We start from the raw sequence: 17,814 nt of genomic DNA, 5'->3' as shown, positions 1-17,814 counted from the left end.
ACATGTTATTAGATAGAAATGAGGGATAACCATGCCATTTGATAGTTCAACACTTGGATTACCATATTTTAGCCTAGAGGCAGCAGCCGTGGATAAAAGTCCAAGTGAATTAGTCATCAGTGACGACAATAAGGAAAACTATTACATAGTTTCTCGCGAAGTATACGAGGACGGCCCGCAGCAACATGGGTATATCATTGTTGTAGAAGAAGGAGAGTAGAGCTACTCTCCTTTTTTATTTGGTGGAAAAGCAACGAACTAGCAGGAAAGGAAGGATTGAAAGAGTATTAATTAATACAGATGTCTGTGGTTTGTTCTTTTTACCAATAATGTATGTAATTCTTCGCATCTAATCTAAAGGAGTGAACCAATTGAGTTATCAACAAAAAACAAAAGAAACTGAGCACAGTGTCATTGAGTTTATTGAACAGGTAGACAACCCGAAAAAACGTGAAGATGCGTATAAATTAATCGATATTTTTACTGAAACGACAGGTTTTGAGGCGAAGTTGTGGGGGCCGAGTATCATTGGTTTTGGTTCTTATCACTATAAATATGAATCTGGTCATGAGGGAGACGCTCCTTTAGTTGGCTTTTCACCACGTAAGGCAAAAATTAGTTTGTATTTTGCACCTGGTGAGACGAAGCGTGAGGAATTACTAAAAAACTTTGGAAAACATACAACTGGAAAAGCGTGTGTGTATATCAATAAAGTAGCCGATGTTGATGTCTCTGTATTAAAAGAGCTCATTACCGAGTCAATCAAATTTTTACAAAAAACATATCCTCAAAAATAGTAATAAAACGCTTCCCATAAAAGTAGGAAGCGTTTGTATCTTCTATCCAATGAAATTAGCCAATTCCTGGGTAAACTTCTTCTGCTCTTCCCAGAACAACCCATGACCACTATGCTCAAACCAAACCAGCTTAGAATTCTGTATGCCTTGATGAAGGACGGAAGAAAGCGGCGGTTTGCAAATTTGATCATGTTTCCCATGAAGAATCAATGTAGGCACTTGAATCCTTTTGAGATCATCGAATAAGGTTTCATCTCTTAAGGAGTTAAGTAAACCTGCCGTGGAATGACCTGCAGCTTGGAGTCCTAATTGAAAAAACCAGTCTGAGAATGGTTTGGTGAGCGCCTGATGGAAGAACATATTCGTGAAGTCAGCAAGCATTTTCGGACGATCGTTATAAATCTGTACAAGTAGTGTATTAACATCCTTCGCTTCTAATCCAAAAGGAAAACCGGGCCGCTTGATAAAACTAGGAGCCGCTGCACCGAAAAGGGCTAATTTCGATACCCCATAGCCATTATGTCGCCCCATATATCTAATAACAATTGCCCCACCTACCGAATGACCTGCCAGCGTAAAGTTCTGTAAACGGAGCGCTTTCACAATTTGGCGAATATCATCAGCCATTCTATCGTAAGAGTAGCCGTTCCATGGTTTATCTGATTTGCCAAATCCCCTAAGATCTATCCCAATACACCGATATCCCAAGGAAGGAAGGACATTAAACTGATATTCAAATAATTTATGATTCGCAGGCCAGCCATGGACAAAGAGGATGGTCTTATGGCTCTTGGGATTAATATCTTCTACATAAATGTTAACTTGAGAAGCAACATTTACATAATACCCCATTTTGACCCCTCCTTTACAAAAGTATGGAAAACCATCTACAACTAGGCTATTCATCAATAGCTAGGCTAATACGTAGTGAACCTTTTTGTACAGGTTGTAAATCCCCATTTTTCTTATACTTTTGAGATGGGAATTTTCCGCGCTCTTTTAATTCTATTAGGCGAAAAGTCTTGGTGAATAAGAAATATTATTATTCCAATATTTTAAATGAGAGTAATTTCCACATATAAAATTATTGTTTTGTGAGGAAAAATTCTATAATATTGACTAAGTATAACTGTATAGATAAGAGAAAATTTCATTTCGTAAGTCAAAGTTGATTCATTATAGTAATCAACTTTTATTATATTGAAAAGGAGAAATGCAAATGAAGAAGATTAGTTTAGCATGGCAGATATTCATTGGGCTCATTCTCGGTATCATTGTCGGTGCGGTTTTTTATGGTAATCCACATGTGGCAAGTTACCTGCAACCAATTGGCGATATATTTATTCGTTTAATTAAAATGATTGTTGTTCCCATAGTTATTTCCAGTTTAATTGTGGGTGTTGCTGGCGTTGGAGATATGAAGTCATTGGGGAAACTTGGTGGTAAAACACTGCTTTATTTTGAAATTATCACTACGATTGCGATTATCTTAGGACTTCTCTTTGCAAACGTATTTCAACCGGGTGCTGGCGTAGATAAATCGAAACTTGCGAAAACAGATATTAACAGCTATGTAAGCACAGCGGAACAAACAGAATCTCATTCAATGATTGATACTGTTGTAAACATTGTTCCTACAAATATCATTCAGTCTCTCGCAAACGGGGAAATGCTGCCAATCATATTCTTCTCCGTTATGTTCGGACTTGGAGTTGCGGCAATTGGGGAGAAAGGGATTCCAATCATTAATTTCTTCAGAGGAACTGCCGATGCGATGTTCTATGTCACAAACCAAATCATGAAGTTAGCGCCATTCGGTGTGTTCGCATTAATTGGTGTTACTGTTTCAAAATTTGGTATTACTTCATTAATACCATTGGGTAAACTAGTCCTTGTTGTATACGGGGCCATGTTTTTCTTCATTCTAGTTGTCTTAGGTTTAACAGCAAAACTTGTCGGATTTAACATTATCCATCTCATTAAGTATTTAAAAGATGAATTAATTTTAGGCTACTCAACAGCAAGTTCGGAAGCCGTTCTTCCAAAAATCATGGAAAAAATGGAGAAGCTTGGTTGTCCTAAGGCGATTACATCCTTTGTCATTCCAACAGGATATTCCTTTAACCTCGATGGATCGACCCTTTACCAAGCGATCGCAGCGCTGTTTATTGCACAGATGTATGGTATTCATATGAGTATTGGCCATCAAATCACATTAGTACTTGTATTAATGTTAACCTCTAAAGGTATTGCCGGGGTTCCAGGCGTATCATTTGTCGTTCTTTTAGCTACATTGGGAAGCGTAGGAATCCCTGTAGAAGGTTTAGCATTTATTGCCGGGATTGACCGGATCCTTGATATGGCACGTACTTGTGTTAACATTGTTGGAAACTCATTGGCGGCCATTGTTATTACTAGATGGGAAGGCCATAAGCTTAAACCTTATCAAGAACAAAAAGCAGCTTAATAGCGGAAAAAGGACATCTTCAACATGGAGATGTCCTTTTTCGTTAGAATTGGGTCACTTTAAGAAAATAATTCTGAATTATAAATGTAGTCAGGTAATATCATTGACTTATAAAAGTTAATCATACTAAAATTAATAAAGCCGATAGAATTACTAAGGTTTTATTTTTTTATCAATAAGGGGGGATGCATTCCATGTCACAAGATAATCAGGGAATAAATAATCGTCCAAATGCCGTTAAAGAGATTACAGCGGATGGTTCGTTTAATCGTCAAAAAAATAGATTTACCACGCCTTTTGGTCAAAACCAAGGGGAGCTGCCTATTGAGGCGGGGCGTTATCGATTATTATGGTCAGCCGTTTGCCCATGGGCCCATCGGTCGGTTATTGTCCGTCGTATCCTTGGGCTAGAAGAAGCAATCAGTTTAGGGACAGCTAGTCCTATGCGCCCAAAACTCCCCCATGTCGATTGGGAGTTTTCTTTAGATGAGGACGGCGTAGACCCAGTATTAGGAATTAGATATATGAGTGAAATTTATTTAAAAACAGCTGCAGATTATACTGGCAGGCCGACGGTGCCGGTAATCGTGGATGTTAAAGAACAAAAGGTCGTTAATAATGATTATTTCAAACTGACCAACTATCTCGAAACGGTCTGGGTCCCTTTTCACAAAGAGCATGCACCTAATTTGTATCCGGAACATTTACGTGCGGAGATTGATGTTTTAAATGATGTCATTTTCCATGAGGTCAACAATGGCGTCTATAAATGTGGATTCGCCCAATCACAAGAGGCCTACGAACAGGCATATGACATCTTATTTTCAAGATTAGATGAGATGGAAGAGCGTCTGTCGAAACAGCGGTTCTTATTTGGTGATTTTATTACGGATTCTGATGTTCGGTTGTATGCTACGTTAATCCGCTTCGATGCTGCATATTATTCTGCCTTCAAGGCCAATCGAAATCGGATTGTCGATTTTCCTAATCTATGGGGCTATTTAAGGGATCTTTATCAGACCCCTGGGTTTGGTGATACGACAGATTTTGATGCGATTAAAAGGCATTATTATTTGTCGAACCATATCGCGAGTAATGATCAAAAGGGATATACTATTTTACCGAAGGGCCCTGATCTATCTGGTTTGACATCAGAACATCATCGACAAGCTTTAAGTAATAACGTAAAGAAATTTTTAATACACTGAGAGAAAAAAAGATTATAAGTAGGTGAAAAAATGATTATACGTGATGCTGGAGCGAATGAATTACCTCTTATTCGCGACCAAAGAGTTCATTCCTATGTAGAACATGCCCAAAACATACCTAATGAGCACTGGCAGGCTCTAAAACAAGCTATCTCTTCGGAAGCAGATTTGCAGGAAAATGTGGAACGGATTGTGGCGGAGATTGATGGGAGCATCGTAGGCAGTGTTGCCTTATTTCCAGCCAAAATCAATGCGTATGGAGGATTAGTCGATGAACTGGATTACCCTGAGATTCGGATGCTCGCAGTCACACCGCATGCTCGAGGAAAAGGAGTAGCAGGTGCTTTGATTTCAGAATGTATAAGGCGTGCAAAAGCGCAGGGATTTTTAGCGATTGGCCTGCATACAGCAGATTTTATGAAAAGCGCGATGAGACTTTACGAACGAATGGGTTTTGAACGGTTACCTCAATACGACTTTGAACCTGCGGATGATGGTATTATTGTGAAAGCATTTCGACTTACTTTTGAATAATGCAAAGGTTTTTTTAAAAACCCACTTGACAGGTAGGAAAAGTCAGAATAAAATGTAAATAATTCAAATAAATTGTAAACATAAAATTAAGCTGATTGGAAAACCAAAGGCTTATACTCTTAGATATAATAAAGGGGTATAGGCCTCTTTTGTTAGGAAGGTGACTGATCATGAATTTTCCGATTAGTAAGTGCAGTCCACATTGTTGTCTGTCATTGGATCGTTTTTTATTGAAATAAAACCAAGTATTCTTATGTGAAATTGGTAGATTGAGAGAGGATGATACGATGGCATACGTGGATCAAGCAAAGGCAAATTATATTCTATCGTTACTTAAAGGGTTAGAGTATGGATCTGTGGTGATAACAGTTCATGACGGCACCATTACTCAAATTGATAAAACAGAGAAAACTAGATTTGCACAACAAAAAAAGTACGCACCTAAAGAACAAAAGTAACCACACTTATTATTGGGTTCATTTTAAAAAAACAGCCGATCAGTCCACTGAAGGCTACTTATTTCCTAGACTATCCGAAAGATGAGCATTTCTGACGGGTCTTTTACTGAGGCCAAACGCAGAAACTTATTCTAAAAGGAATGGTCTAGGGATAGGTAGTCTTTTTTGTTTATAAAAAAGGGGGAAATTACTAATGAAAATAGCTTACAAATTCACAACTGTACTCATTCTAATCGCTCTTATTTTGGCCGGATGCGGCTCTCAGGCAAGTAACCAAAGTTCTGAGAAAAAGGATGGAGGAACCGAACAAGAATCTGCAAAAACGAAGGAACCAGTCCAATTATTGAATGTCTCATATGACCCAACCCGGGAACTTTATGAAGAGTTTAACGGAGAATTCGCTAAGTACTGGGAAAAAGAAAAAGGCCAGAAAGTGACCATTCAACAATCACATGGTGGTTCCGGAAAACAAGGCCGCGCTGTTATTGATGGGCTTGAGGCAGATGTAGTGACTTTGGCATTGGCCTACGATATTGATGAAATTGCGAATCTTGGCGGATTACTTTCTAAGGATTGGCAAAAGAATCTGAAGGATAACTCCACACCGTATACATCGACCATTGTGTTTCTAGTTAGAAAGGGAAATCCTAAGGGAATTAAGGATTGGGACGATTTAACGAAAAAAGGCACTTCCGTCATCACCCCGAATCCAAAGACGTCAGGTGGCGCCCGCTGGAATTACTTAGCCGCTTGGGCCTATGCAAAAGATAAATTTAATGGTGATGAAACGAAAATTAAGAAATTTATGAGCCAACTATATAAAAATGTTGAAGTTTTAGATTCTGGTGCGCGCGGGGCAACTACGACGTTCGTGGAACGCGGAATTGGTGATGTCTTGATTGCCTGGGAGAACGAAGCCTTCTTGACACTGAATGAATTAGGAAAAGACAAATTTGAGATTGTCGTCCCATCCATTAGTATTCTTGCCGAACCACCGGTTGCTGTAGTCGATAAGAACGTCGAGAAAAAGGGAACAAAAGAGGTAGCTGAAGCCTATTTGAACTATTTATATAGTGATGTGGGACAGGAAATTATCGCTAAGAACTATTATCGTCCTCGTAATCAAACGATTCTTGATAAGTATGCAGATGTCTTTCCAAAAATTAATCTAGTGACCATTGACGATGATTTTGGCGGATGGAAAAAAGCACAAGAGACGCACTTTAATGATGGCGGAACGTTTGATCAGATTTACCAGCCGTAAGAGTAGTTCAGTTTGACGGGTGTCCTCCATCAAGTGCGATGGGGGGCGCCCTACATGTATCTTATCTGGAAGGGGTCAACCTCATGGCTCGTTTAGCAAGTTTGAAAATGAAAAGAAATAGTGTCCTGCCGGGATTCGGCCTGTCGTTAGGGTTTACGATGTTTTATATAAGCATCCTTGTCATTCTGCCATTATCGATGATTTTTATTAATTCAGTGACAGTTGAGTGGTCAAAAATTTGGGGGACGATTTCAGATCCGAGGGTGGTTGCCTCCTATAAATTGAGCTTTGGTGCAGCTTTTTCCGCCGCGTTTATTAATGTTATTTTTGGCGTATTAATCGCATGGGTGCTAGTCCGTTATCCGTTTCCAGGCCGACGAATCATTGATGGACTAGTTGATTTACCGTTTGCTTTACCAACAGCGATTGCTGGAATTGCCTTAACAACGTTGTATACAGAGAATGGCTGGGTTGGGCAGTTTTTAAGTTTTAAGGTGGCGTTTACTCCACTCGGAATTACACTAGCATTAACCTTTATTGGGCTGCCCTTTGTGGTACGGACCGTGCAGCCTGTTCTGCAAAATTTGGAGAAAGAAATAGAAGAAGCATCGGCTAGTTTAGGGGCCAATCGTTTGCAAACGTTTGTAAAGGTGATTTTTCCAGAAATAATGCCGGCTGCGTTAACTGGTTTCGCGCTCGCCTTCGCTCGTGCCCTTGGGGAATACGGTTCGGTAGTTTTTATTGCCGGAAATATGCCGATGCGGACAGAGATCACCCCACTTTTAATCATGACGAAATTAGAACAGTATGATTATGCCGGTGCAACAGCGATTGCGGCCGTGATGTTGATCTTTTCTTTCACGATTTTACTTATTATTAACGTATTGCAGTGGTGGAGTAATCGGAAATTTATATAGTATTTTAATAGATTTTGAGGAGAATTGTCTTTTTTCTAATAAACTGGGGGGGTTCGGTAAATAAATCACCTTGTTTCGCAAATAAGCTTTTATAAAACCGAGTTTTTTCAATTATTTACGTTAAATTGTTGTTTTATTAAGTGTAAAATTACACCTAATCGGCGAATTTATATTGTTTATCAGCGAATTTATCGGTTTAATCAGCGAATCCACCGGTTTAATCGGCGAATTTATCGGTTTAATCAGCGAATCTACCGGTTTAATCGACGAACTCACCGATTTAATCAGCGAATCTGAAAAAAACAAACTACAGATGAAAAAGTATAGTTCTAGAAGGAGGTCCTTATGGCAGGGAATGTCTCATTGCAGTATTCAACAACACCGGTTCAAGTTACAGCCAGCAACTCTGAGCCACGTCTTGTACGTTGGGTACTCATCACACTCGCATTAGCATTCTTAGGTTTGTTTTTGGTGTCACCACTGGTTGCTATTTTTATAAAAGCATTTGATAAAGGGGCAGCAGTTTTTCTAGAGGCCATTAGCAATCCTGATGCGTTATCAGCAATCAAGTTAACACTGATTATTACCTTAATTACTGTTCCCCTAAATGCCATCTTTGGTGTGGCAGCGGCCTGGGCCGTTACCAAGTTCAATTTTAAGGGAAAAAGTCTATTGATTACGATTATTGATTTGCCATTTGCTATTTCCCCAGTGATTGCGGGATTGGTGTTTGTTCTATTATTTAGTGCACATGGCTTATTTGGACAATGGTTAATTGATCATAATATCAAAATCATCTTTGCAGTACCAGGAATTGCTCTGGCAACGCTTTTAGTGACGCTGCCATTCGTCGCTAGGGAACTGATTCCATTAATGCAAACGCAGGGGACGGCCGATGAAGAAGCTTCTCTGACGCTGGGGGCGAGCGGATGGAAAACATTCTTTTTGGTAACTTTGCCGAATATTAAATGGGGACTACTATATGGGGTTATTCTCTGCAGTGCGCGAGCGATTGGGGAGTTTGGTGCTGTATCGGTTGTTTCGGGACATATCCGCGGATTGACCAATACCATGCCGCTCCATATCGAAATTTTATACAATGAATATCAATTTTCCGCTGCCTTTGCGGTTGCTTCCTTAATGTCATTGTTCGCCATCATTACACTGATTGTAAAAAATGTGATTGAGTGGAAAGCCAGAAAGTCATTTGAATCAGAAGAAGGAGCGCATTAAGATGAGCATTCAAATCCAAAATATCTCAAAATCATTTGGAAATTTCCAAGCTCTTGATCAAATTAATCTTGATATTCAAACGGGGGAGCTCGTTGCCTTGCTTGGTCCGTCCGGTTCTGGAAAAACTTCACTGCTCAGAATTATCGCAGGCCTAGAAGCAGCCAATCAAGGGGCGATTCTATTTGGGGAAGAAGACATCACGCATATCAGTACTAAGGAACGGAAAGTAGGATTTGTGTTTCAGCATTATGCTTTGTTTCGTCATATGACTGTTTTTGATAATGTGGCTTATGGATTAAAAGTGCGGCCCAGAAAATTACGGCCTTCAAAAAACGAAATAAAAGAAAAGGTCATGGAACTACTAAAGTTAGTAAAACTAGAGGCTTTTGCCGATCGATATCCATCCAATTTGTCTGGGGGTCAACGGCAGCGGGTCGCATTAGCACGGGCATTAGCGGTTGAGCCCAAGGTGCTATTGTTAGATGAACCATTTGGAGCCTTAGATGCCAAGGTCCGGAAAGATCTTCGCAGATGGTTAAGAAAACTTCATGATGATTACCAGATTACCAGTATCTTTGTGACCCATGACCAAGAGGAGGCGCTGGATGTTGCCGATCGTGTGGTCGTGATGAATGAAGGGAAGATTGAGCAAATCGGAACACCAGAAGAGGTTTATGAAAATCCAAACAGTCCTTTTGTCTATCACTTTTTAGGAAATGTAAATTTGTTTAAAGGCCGTCTGCATAACGGGAAATTACGGCAGGGGCATTTTGAAGTCGATGCTCCAGAATTTTCGGGAATAGAGAATACCGAGGCCGTTGGTTATGTTCGTCCGCATGATATTAGTATCGAAAGGGAAGCAAGCCAGGATTCAGTTTCTGCCAAAATTAATTATATTCATTTAGTTGGGGCGGCTGTCCAACTTGAACTGATTCGAAAGGATAATGGGGACTACCTAGAAGTGGAATTAAGAAAGGAGCAATATCGAAGCCTTGATCTAAAAACAGGAGAAGAAGTGTTTGTAAAGCCCAAACAATTAAAAGTCTTCATCCCCCAAGATTATTCTATTTAATAGTATAGTATTATCGGTAAAAATCAGATAAGATTACTGTCAGTATTCGTATCTGATTTTTACAGGGGGAGTATTTTTGAGGAGAATTACTTTATCAAATGGACATACAGTCGAGGTGGAATGTTTAAGCTGTGCGTTAACAAGTGGTTTGATCGAGCCTGATGGCGGGGTCGTCTATGAAACAGAATATTTTCATGCCCATCAAGATGTCGCCTACCCGATTAAGGGATTAATAATTGTCGCCTCTAAACGGCATATTACATGTCTTGATGAATTGACGGATGCTGAGAAGACAGATTACATAAATATTCTCACTAAAATAAGAAAAGCCCAAAGAGAAGTCCTTGGGATCCAGCATGTGTATTATTTTTATAATGAAGATACCACCCACCATTTTCACATGTGGATGGTCCCGCGCTATGAGTGGATGTACCAATTTGGTCGGTCTGTTGAATCGGTACGGCCCGTTTTACTCCATGCTAGAAATGAAATGAATCGTGATGAAAATCTCCAAGAGGTAATGGAAGCTATTAAACAACTGACGATTGACCTAAATAAATAGTGAGGCAATCAAGCAGGAAGATTAGCTTCCTGCTTGATTGCCTTCAGCTTTAGCCGCATCAACCATTAGAATAATCGCTGAGATAATATGCATAATCATTCCTACAAACGGAATCCAACCTATACAAGAAGTTATGATGCCAAGGACGCTGCCTGTAATTGATTCGCTGCCCTCTTTTTTGGTAATCACCAACGTAACAATATGTAATATTAACATGATTGCTAGAGGGGTCCATACAAGACTGATAACGATTGTACCTCCAAGTACAGGAATTCCTAGTAATGCTTCAAGCCCACCTGAAACCCATTTCAGTATTCTCGATGTTGACATAAAATCCCTCCAATATTAGTTGGTTTTTCTTTCCATAATCCTTTCGTTTCATTCTATTCACGCTCTATCCAAAAATAGAACAAAGTCCTATACTCATTGCACGAGTATAGGACTTTTATGGTTAAAAGACCGCTTAGTTCCAGTCGGTGTGAAATACACCTTCCATATCGGTTCGTTCATACGTATGGGCACCGAAGTAATCCCGTTGAGCCTGTAAAAGGTTGGCATTGGAATGGCCTCTTCGATAGCTATCGAAATAAGAAAGGGAAGCACTTAAGCAGGGGAAGGAGATCCCGGAATTAATTCCCTCACATACGATTTTCCTTAAACCTGTTTGATACTCTTTTACTTTTTCAGCGAAAAATGGAGCGATTAATAAATTCTTCAGATTTGCTTGTGTTTGATAGGCTTCACTTATTACGTTTAAGAACTCAGCACGAATGATGCACCCGCCGCGGAAAATAAGTGCAATTTCCGCCAATGGCAAGTTCCAGTCATAGAGGTCAGAAGTCATTTTATATTGTGTAAACCCTTGGGCATAGGCACAAACTTTCCCCATATATAAAGCTTGTCTAATTTGCTCAATCCACAAATCTTTATCTACTATTGACTGATCCAATTCCGGTCCAGCTAAAATTTCTTCCGCAAAAACACGTTCTTCCTTTAAAGAAGATACATAACGGGAGAATAATGATTCCGTTATGATGGATAAGGGAATCCCGTTATCAATTGCTTGCATACTTGTCCATTTACCCGTTCCCTTTTGCCCTACTTTATCAAGGATGACATCAATCAGTGGTAAGCCTGTTTTTTCATCCTTTTTCTTTAAAATTTCCGCCGTGATTTCAATTAAATAACTTTTCAGCTCACCCTGATTCCAAGTTTCAAAGATATCAGCAATTTCATTCACAGCTAATTGTAATCTTTCCCTTAAAAAGGTATAGGCTTCAGCAATCAATTGCATATCAGCATATTCAATTCCGTTATGAACCATTTTCACAAAATGCCCGGCACCTTTTGGACCAATATACGTACAACATGGAGTACCATCCACTTGGGCCGCTATTTTGGTGAGGATGGGCGCTACTTTTTCATAAGCTTCTCTATCTCCGCCAGGCATAATTGATGGGCCATTTAAAGCGCCAACCTCTCCGCCAGAAATACCAATCCCTAAATACTCAATTTCTTTCGACTTCAAATCATCGTATCTTCGGGCCGTATCATCATAATGGGAGTTCCCGCCGTCCATAATAATGTCACCTGGCTCAAGAAAAGGTACTAAGGATGAAATGACTGAATCAATTGCTGCTCCAGCAGTCACCATTAGGAAGATCTTTCTAGGGGTTTCCAAGGACTGAACAAAACTTTGCACGTCGTAATATGGGTCGATTGGGTGATTGTCAATTCTATGTAAGAGTTTATCTGTTAAATCCCTCGTGTAATTGTAGACAGCAACTTTTTCCCCTTTATTCGCCATATTTAAGGCAATGTTGCTGCCCATTACACCTAAGCCAATAACTCCAATTGTATTGTTCATTTAACTCTCTTCTCCTTTTAACTGCCAATAGTGGGGAATAAAAATTCCCCACTATTGGATATTCTTCTTAAACAAATAAATTTAGTATTAAAATAAATCCTAATCCACAAACGGAAATGATCGTCTCAAGTAATGTCCAAGTTGCAAATGTTTCTTTCATGGTTAAACCAAAATACTCTTTAAACATCCAGAAACCTGCATCGTTAACGTGCGAGGCAATTAAACTACCTGCTCCTGTTGCAAGGACGACTAAGGCAAGGTTCACGTCTGTTTGCCCTAACATTGGAATCACTAACCCAGCAGTGGTTAAAGCAGCAACTGTTGCAGAACCTAAGGCAATACGTAAAATAGCTGCGATGATCCATGCGAGAATAATTGGTGATAATGAAGTTCCTTTAAATAATTCAGCTACATAGTCTCCTACATGGCCATTAATTAATACTTGTTTGAAGGCACCGCCGCCACCGATAATTAATAGCATCATCCCAATATGTGAGATGGCTGTTGAACAAGAATCCATCACTGATTTAATAGGAATATTTCTTGCTAACCCCATTGTATAAATAGCGAATAATAACGAAATCACCATGGCAGGGGATGCACCGCCAACAAAACGGATAATGGCAAGTAAAGTGTTATCTGCAAATCCCATTGTTTTTTGAAGCAAAGTAATAATTGTAGCGATGGACATTAGAATTACAGGAAGCATTGCAGTAAATACACTGATTCCAAATCCAGGTGTGTCTTCCATTTTGAATGTTTTTTGCTCACCTAAAGAGGCGATATCTCCAGTTCTTGTAAAGGATGCAGGAACCAATCTTTTCGCAATCTTTGTAAATAAAGGTCCAGCAATAAAGACAGTTGGAATAGAAATAATAAAACCGTAAAGTAATACTTCCCCAAGATCTGCACCATATTCACCTGCGATGGTTGTTGGTCCAGGATGTGGCGGTAAAAATCCGTGTGTTACAGATAAAGCTGCTGCCATTGGAATACCAAGAAATAGAATTGAAACCTTTAATTGTTTAGAAATTGCAAATACGATTGGAATTAATAAAACTAGTCCTACTTCAAAAAATAAAGCGATTCCAATAATGAATGAAGATACTACTACAGCCCACTGAATGTTTTTTTCTCCAAATTTATTAACGAGAGTCATCGCAATACGCTGCGCGCCTCCTGAATCTGCAATTAATTTACCCAGCATTGCACCAAGTCCAAAGATTAGTGCTATATGTCCAAGTGTTCCACCTAACCCTGCTTCAATTGTTGCAATGATCTCATCTAATTTCATTCCAAGTGCGATGGCCACACCGAAAGAGACAATGATAAGTGAAACAAAAGTGTTTAATTTAAAGCCCATGATTAAAATCAGTAATGCTATAATCCCTACTGCAACTATAACTAATGGCATGATAATTCCCCCAAAAATTATTTATTTTTATTAATTAATCCTCTTTGATAATTAGCAATCCGTGTATAATCTTCTTCCAAAACTCTCGATAAGTTAATAAAGATCGGCAATAATTCTCTATATTCTTTTGCTGCCTCTTCTTTAGGCGTATGTTTGTAGGTACTGCCAATCATTTCAGAAACTACCTCAAATGATTCAATTTTTCCTGTAGCATACAGGCCCAAGATACAAGCCCCTAGACATGAGCTTTCATAACTTTCTGGAACGACTACTTCAAGGTCGAAAATATCGGACATCATTTGACGCCAAACCTCTGACCTCGCAAACCCTCCTGTTGCTTGGATTCTTGTCACAGGACCTTCCATGCATTCAATTAGTGCTAGAAATACCGTGTATAAATTGTAAATAACACCTTCAAGGGCAGAGCGAATCATATGTTCTTTCTTGTGTGCCATCGTTAAGCCGAAAAATGACCCGCGCACGTCTGGATTCCATAATGGCGCCCGTTCACCCGCAAGGTAGGGATGGAATAACAATCCATCAGCGCCCGGTCTAACACCCTCTGCGATTTTTGTTAGTACTTCATATGGATCAATGCCTAGTCTTTTTGCGGTTTCTACCTCGGAAGCGGCAAATTCATCCCGAATCCAGCGAAAAATCATCCCGCCATTGTTAACGGGCCCGCCAATTACCCAATGCTTTTCCGTTAATGCGTAGCAAAATATTCGGCCTTTTTCGTCGGTTTGCGGCTGATCAATTATGGTCCGAATCGCACCACTTGTCCCAATAGTGACCGCAATCTCACCTTTTCCAATCGCATTTACCCCAAGATTGGAAAGGACTCCATCACTGGCACCAATTACAAAAGGAGTTTGTGGGTCAATCCCCATTTGGTTTGCTAAATCCTGATTACAATTGGTGAAAATTTCTGTCGTTGGTACGAGTCTTGACAATTGCTCACGGGAAATCCCGGCGATTTGTAATGCTTCCTGGTCCCAATCAAGTTTTTTGAGATCCATCATGCACATGGCTGAAGCTAGTGAATGATCGACAACGTATTGGTCAAAAAACTTTTTAAAGATATATTCCTTTATCCCGATATACTTTTTTGCCTTTTCAGCAATTTCGGGACGATCATTCACAATCCAAGTAATTTTGCTTAATGGCGACATCGGGTGAATCGGCGTTCCTGTCCGTTTGTAGACCGCATGTCCATTTAATTCATCTTTTATTTTATGGGTCCAGGCCTCACTGCGATTATCTGCCCATGTGATACATGGTGTTAGCGGTTGATCATTTTCATCCATAGCAATGAGACTATGCATGGCGCTGCTAAATGAGATGAACGATATCTCTTTTTGAGGATGTTGTTTTCTGATCCTCGAAATAACTTGTACCACAGCCGAAAAGATTTCTTCAGGGTCTTGTTCGGCAGTCGAAATATCAGGTGTATAGAGCGGATAACCAATATTCTCATGTTGGATGACTTCGCCTTTTTCGCTAAATAATACGGCTTTTGTGCTTGTTGTTCCGATGTCTACCCCTAACATATAGTTTGTCATTATTCTTGCTCGACTCCTTTAGAAAGCATTTGTTGAGACCTCCAGAGGTCTTCTACTTTTCCTTGAACATCATCAAAATTTTGATGTAAGGATAAAATCATGAGGTCTCTATTTTTTGCATCGATTGCATCAATATATAATTGATGATTTTCCACAATGCGCGGAAAGTCTTCGTAATTTTCCTTGAACCGGCACCGCATCGATAAAAGGATGAAGGCTTCCATTACTGGTTTGGCATTATTCCAGATCATCATGATGTAGGAATGATTGATTGCCCGAATAATTGTTTCGTGGAAGAGGACATCTTGATAGGCAAACTCATCGGCATCATGATATTTGATGGCTATTTTCATCATCTCGAGTATTTTACTCAGTTCCATAACTAATGATGTATTGTCCAATTTTACAAGACGTTCATATACAAACGTTTCAATCAGTAATCGGACATCATAGATTTCAACTATTTCTTTACTGGTTAATCCAATGACAACCGCACCCATTCGCTCTAAACGGATTAAATTTTCAGAGGCAAGTGTTTTTAATGCTTCGCGAATCGGTGATCGACTCACATTAAAATCAGCGGCTAATTTATTTTCCGAAAGGATGGCACCGCTTTCAATCAAACTAGAAATAATCTGCATTCTTAGCTCATATGTTACACGATCGCCGACAGAAGCTTTTGTGAGCCATTTGGTCGGATATAATAAATCTTTTGGTTCTTTCATCGCTACACCTTCTTAATTAAATACGAGTATACTTGTATACAAGTATTATAGAACGAATTTGAAAAAATGCAAGCGCTTTTTTTCTATCTTAATGAAATGGTCGGAAGGTGCATTATTTATTCTTCACGAATTTAATAAAAATAATGTCAGCAAAAAGGGCGGATATAATGGAGAATCCAGATATTCGGAGCAGGGTATTTGGACTTAACGAATAGAATGAGAGACGGTAGCCAAAGAGTATCTATGGCTACCGTAAGTTTGGCAATTGAGATAATCTTATATCAATAATTTTAGTTAGCAGGAGGAGAAGAATTGATAGAACGACATAGTAGGGGATGTCCCACCATACTAGACTACGAAGAATTCCAGCATTAATTAGCATTAGATTTACTACATACATAAGGAAACCAGTGAAAATATATTTAATCCAATTCCTTTTCAAGTTAAGTTTCGTCATTAGACAATAATACAGACTGTCACATAGGTAGAAAATGGCACCCAAGGCAATCGAGTCACGGCCAGAATTTTCAAACCAGCCAGGGGAGTAAATTCGATTCGAGAAAAAAATGATTGGCAAAATATGTGCACTAGCAGAGAGTGAGCCTGTTATTAAATAAAGGATCCAAAATTGTTTGTACCCTTTGGAAGGATGTAAAATCCAATTATTATAAACTTTTGCAGTAGCAAAATAGAAGGGGAGTCCTATACCCGTATAGGCTAACCTCCACCAATTATGGGAGTAAATATGAAGCTTTAAAAATAACCATTCGATGCCAACAAATAACCCTGAAAATAACAGCATCCACACCCAGTTTAAATGAAAAACAGCTATTAAGGTGGCTATAATTGGTAAAGCGAAAGCATTGGACACAAAGGCGCCCAAATTATTGTCATAGAATTCATTACTCTTGATAAAATTGGGATTATAGTCATAGCTGGCTAAAAAATTATAGATGACAGTCTCAATTAGAAAAGCGCCGCCTATCTTGGTTAATAATAGGAATAGAGATTGAGTATTTCTTTTTTTGATGAGAACAAAACTAAATAAACTGATGCTAAAAAAAAGTAAAGCATAATACCAATATGAATTATGCATATCATTCACTCCGATTAACTCGATTGAATTAGTTTGTTCTTAAGAATAAAAATTATGCAATTTTTTCCAGCAAGTATAAACCACTAAGGTGAAAATATTCTTAGTGGTTTAAGGAAGTATAGTCCATTGAGGCGAAAAAAAAGAGGAAAACCTATCCGAAGTCATAGGATTAGAAGCGATGCTGATTTTACGCAATAAAGTCTATCTCGAAGTCTCTGCAAAAGTGATTTTTACGACCTTTTCTGTCTGCTTGTTAAATTCTATATTAATAAAAACCCCGAACTCCTTATTGTTCTCTCTTAACCAGAGCTTGAATTTTTCCGTAGAGGTTTGCGGTCCGCTTGTTCTCCCAATGTGAAGATAATCAATTATTTCGGCATGCGGATATTTTTCATGGGTTTTCTGCAATGCTAAAGTACCCCACTTTGCATAGGGAGGAATCGGTTTTTGTTGGGCGGTTGCTCTATTTATAGCTGTCAGTGAATTTACACTTCCTGAGAAGACAAACGTGGTAACTAATAAACTAATTAGAATTTTTTTCATGATATTACCTTCTTTGTTTTTGTTCTTATCATTTCAGTTTGTGTAATAACTTATGTAGAATTTTATTAAGCATTGTATTTGTTAAATTTCAACAA

At 39.0% G+C, this 17,814-nt stretch carries 19 protein-coding genes; 11 read left to right on the top strand and 8 right to left on the bottom strand.

Annotated elements, in window-relative coordinates; genetic code table 11:
* Positions 1-31 precede the first annotated feature (31 nt).
* On the top strand, positions 32-220 hold the full coding sequence (locus BR30_RS0131250; protein WP_026568477.1) for a hypothetical protein: 189 nt from the start codon (positions 32-34) through the stop codon (positions 218-220).
* 151 nt (positions 221-371) lie between these two features.
* Positions 372-797, top strand: coding sequence for a DUF1801 domain-containing protein (locus BR30_RS0131245; RefSeq protein WP_026568476.1), 426 nt, complete (start codon positions 372-374; stop codon positions 795-797).
* A gap of 42 nt (positions 798-839) precedes the next feature.
* On the opposite strand, the gene BR30_RS0131240 is transcribed toward BR30_RS0131245, so the two are convergent.
* Positions 840-1,649 carry an alpha/beta fold hydrolase gene (locus BR30_RS0131240; protein ID WP_026568475.1) on the bottom strand — a complete coding sequence of 270 codons (810 nt, stop codon included), beginning with the start codon at positions 1,647-1,649 and terminating at the stop codon, positions 840-842.
* A gap of 367 nt (positions 1,650-2,016) precedes the next feature.
* Here BR30_RS0131240 and BR30_RS34990 point away from each other — a divergent pair, with 367 nt between their 5' ends.
* From BR30_RS34990 to BR30_RS0131195, 9 genes are all read left to right on the top strand, one after another.
* Entirely contained in the window at positions 2,017-3,264 is a 1,248-nt protein-coding gene (locus BR30_RS34990; RefSeq protein WP_035446446.1) for a cation:dicarboxylate symporter family transporter, read from the top strand.
* A gap of 194 nt (positions 3,265-3,458) precedes the next feature.
* Positions 3,459-4,472, top strand: a complete 1,014-nt coding sequence (locus tag BR30_RS0131230) for a glutathione S-transferase family protein (RefSeq protein ID WP_026568474.1) — start codon at positions 3,459-3,461, stop codon at positions 4,470-4,472.
* 30 nt (positions 4,473-4,502) lie between these two features.
* Positions 4,503-5,006, top strand: coding sequence for a GNAT family N-acetyltransferase (locus tag BR30_RS0131225; protein ID WP_026568473.1), 504 nt, complete (start codon positions 4,503-4,505; stop codon positions 5,004-5,006).
* A gap of 287 nt (positions 5,007-5,293) precedes the next feature.
* Positions 5,294-5,464, top strand: a complete 171-nt coding sequence (locus BR30_RS36410; protein WP_155928992.1) for a YezD family protein — start codon at positions 5,294-5,296, stop codon at positions 5,462-5,464.
* Positions 5,465-5,657: 193 nt separating this feature from the next.
* Positions 5,658-6,728, top strand: a complete 1,071-nt coding sequence (locus tag BR30_RS0131215) for a sulfate ABC transporter substrate-binding protein (RefSeq protein ID WP_026568472.1) — start codon at positions 5,658-5,660, stop codon at positions 6,726-6,728.
* 83 nt (positions 6,729-6,811) lie between these two features.
* The gene (cysT, locus tag BR30_RS0131210) at positions 6,812-7,645 is read left to right on the top strand and encodes a sulfate ABC transporter permease subunit CysT (RefSeq protein WP_026568471.1); all 834 of its coding nucleotides are present in this window, start codon (positions 6,812-6,814) and stop codon (positions 7,643-7,645) included.
* A 345-nt stretch (positions 7,646-7,990) separates the two neighbouring features.
* Positions 7,991-8,878: a sulfate ABC transporter permease subunit CysW gene (gene cysW, locus BR30_RS0131205; RefSeq protein ID WP_026568470.1), complete on the top strand. Its 888-nt coding sequence runs from the start codon at positions 7,991-7,993 to the stop codon at positions 8,876-8,878.
* 1 nt (position 8,879) lies between these two features.
* Complete coding sequence (locus tag BR30_RS0131200) at positions 8,880-9,950, top strand: sulfate/molybdate ABC transporter ATP-binding protein (RefSeq protein ID WP_026568469.1); 1,071 nt, start codon at positions 8,880-8,882, stop codon at positions 9,948-9,950.
* Between the two features lie 76 nt (positions 9,951-10,026).
* Positions 10,027-10,512, top strand: coding sequence for an HIT family protein (locus tag BR30_RS0131195; RefSeq protein ID WP_026568468.1), 486 nt, complete (start codon positions 10,027-10,029; stop codon positions 10,510-10,512).
* 21 nt (positions 10,513-10,533) lie between these two features.
* Here the strand turns inward: BR30_RS0131195 and BR30_RS0131190 are convergent, their stop codons facing one another.
* The 7 genes from BR30_RS0131190 to BR30_RS0131160 all read right to left on the bottom strand — a co-directional run bounded on the left by BR30_RS0131190 (position 10,534) and on the right by BR30_RS0131160 (position 17,719).
* Positions 10,534-10,842 (bottom strand): hypothetical protein, encoded by a 309-nt coding sequence (locus BR30_RS0131190; protein ID WP_026568467.1) that lies wholly within the window; start codon positions 10,840-10,842, stop codon positions 10,534-10,536.
* A 133-nt stretch (positions 10,843-10,975) separates the two neighbouring features.
* Complete coding sequence (gene gnd, locus BR30_RS0131185; RefSeq protein WP_026568466.1) at positions 10,976-12,379, bottom strand: decarboxylating NADP(+)-dependent phosphogluconate dehydrogenase; 1,404 nt, start codon at positions 12,377-12,379, stop codon at positions 10,976-10,978.
* A 67-nt stretch (positions 12,380-12,446) separates the two neighbouring features.
* Positions 12,447-13,793, bottom strand: coding sequence for a GntP family permease (locus BR30_RS0131180; protein WP_026568465.1), 1,347 nt, complete (start codon positions 13,791-13,793; stop codon positions 12,447-12,449).
* 17 nt (positions 13,794-13,810) lie between these two features.
* On the bottom strand, positions 13,811-15,355 hold the full coding sequence (gntK, locus tag BR30_RS0131175) for a gluconokinase (RefSeq protein ID WP_026568464.1): 1,545 nt from the start codon (positions 15,353-15,355) through the stop codon (positions 13,811-13,813).
* On the bottom strand, positions 15,355-16,080 hold the full coding sequence (locus BR30_RS0131170; RefSeq protein WP_026568463.1) for a GntR family transcriptional regulator: 726 nt from the start codon (positions 16,078-16,080) through the stop codon (positions 15,355-15,357). The genes gntK and BR30_RS0131170 overlap by 1 nt, the downstream gene beginning before the upstream one ends.
* Positions 16,081-16,327: 247 nt before the next feature.
* Positions 16,328-17,176 carry a hypothetical protein gene (locus BR30_RS0131165; protein ID WP_026568462.1) on the bottom strand — a complete coding sequence of 283 codons (849 nt, stop codon included), beginning with the start codon at positions 17,174-17,176 and terminating at the stop codon, positions 16,328-16,330.
* A gap of 201 nt (positions 17,177-17,377) precedes the next feature.
* On the bottom strand, positions 17,378-17,719 hold the full coding sequence (locus BR30_RS0131160; protein WP_026568461.1) for a DUF3889 domain-containing protein: 342 nt from the start codon (positions 17,717-17,719) through the stop codon (positions 17,378-17,380).
* Positions 17,720-17,814: the final 95 nt, after the last annotated feature.

It is taken from the genome of Bacillus sp. UNC41MFS5 (genome assembly GCF_000686805.1).
This window is presented reverse-complemented; position numbering and strand designations above follow the sequence as displayed.

Coding starts and splice junctions, on each gene's coding strand:
- BR30_RS0131165 (WP_026568462.1), bottom strand. CDS start 17,176: ATGCATAATTCATATTGGTATTATGCTTTACTTTTTTTTAGCATCAGT.
- BR30_RS0131180 (WP_026568465.1), bottom strand. CDS start 13,793: ATGCCATTAGTTATAGTTGCAGTAGGGATTATAGCATTACTGATTTTA.
- BR30_RS36410 (WP_155928992.1), top strand. CDS start 5,294: ATGGCATACGTGGATCAAGCAAAGGCAAATTATATTCTATCGTTACTT.
- BR30_RS0131190 (WP_026568467.1), bottom strand. CDS start 10,842: ATGTCAACATCGAGAATACTGAAATGGGTTTCAGGTGGGCTTGAAGCA.
- gntK (WP_026568464.1), bottom strand. CDS start 15,355: ATGACAAACTATATGTTAGGGGTAGACATCGGAACAACAAGCACAAAA.
- BR30_RS0131200 (WP_026568469.1), top strand. CDS start 8,880: ATGAGCATTCAAATCCAAAATATCTCAAAATCATTTGGAAATTTCCAA.
- gnd (WP_026568466.1), bottom strand. CDS start 12,379: ATGAACAATACAATTGGAGTTATTGGCTTAGGTGTAATGGGCAGCAAC.
- cysT (WP_026568471.1), top strand. CDS start 6,812: ATGGCTCGTTTAGCAAGTTTGAAAATGAAAAGAAATAGTGTCCTGCCG.
- BR30_RS34990 (WP_035446446.1), top strand. CDS start 2,017: ATGAAGAAGATTAGTTTAGCATGGCAGATATTCATTGGGCTCATTCTC.
- BR30_RS0131160 (WP_026568461.1), bottom strand. CDS start 17,719: ATGAAAAAAATTCTAATTAGTTTATTAGTTACCACGTTTGTCTTCTCA.
- BR30_RS0131170 (WP_026568463.1), bottom strand. CDS start 16,080: ATGAAAGAACCAAAAGATTTATTATATCCGACCAAATGGCTCACAAAA.
- BR30_RS0131215 (WP_026568472.1), top strand. CDS start 5,658: ATGAAAATAGCTTACAAATTCACAACTGTACTCATTCTAATCGCTCTT.
- BR30_RS0131225 (WP_026568473.1), top strand. CDS start 4,503: ATGATTATACGTGATGCTGGAGCGAATGAATTACCTCTTATTCGCGAC.
- BR30_RS0131250 (WP_026568477.1), top strand. CDS start 32: ATGCCATTTGATAGTTCAACACTTGGATTACCATATTTTAGCCTAGAG.
- BR30_RS0131230 (WP_026568474.1), top strand. CDS start 3,459: ATGTCACAAGATAATCAGGGAATAAATAATCGTCCAAATGCCGTTAAA.
- cysW (WP_026568470.1), top strand. CDS start 7,991: ATGGCAGGGAATGTCTCATTGCAGTATTCAACAACACCGGTTCAAGTT.
- BR30_RS0131240 (WP_026568475.1), bottom strand. CDS start 1,649: ATGGGGTATTATGTAAATGTTGCTTCTCAAGTTAACATTTATGTAGAA.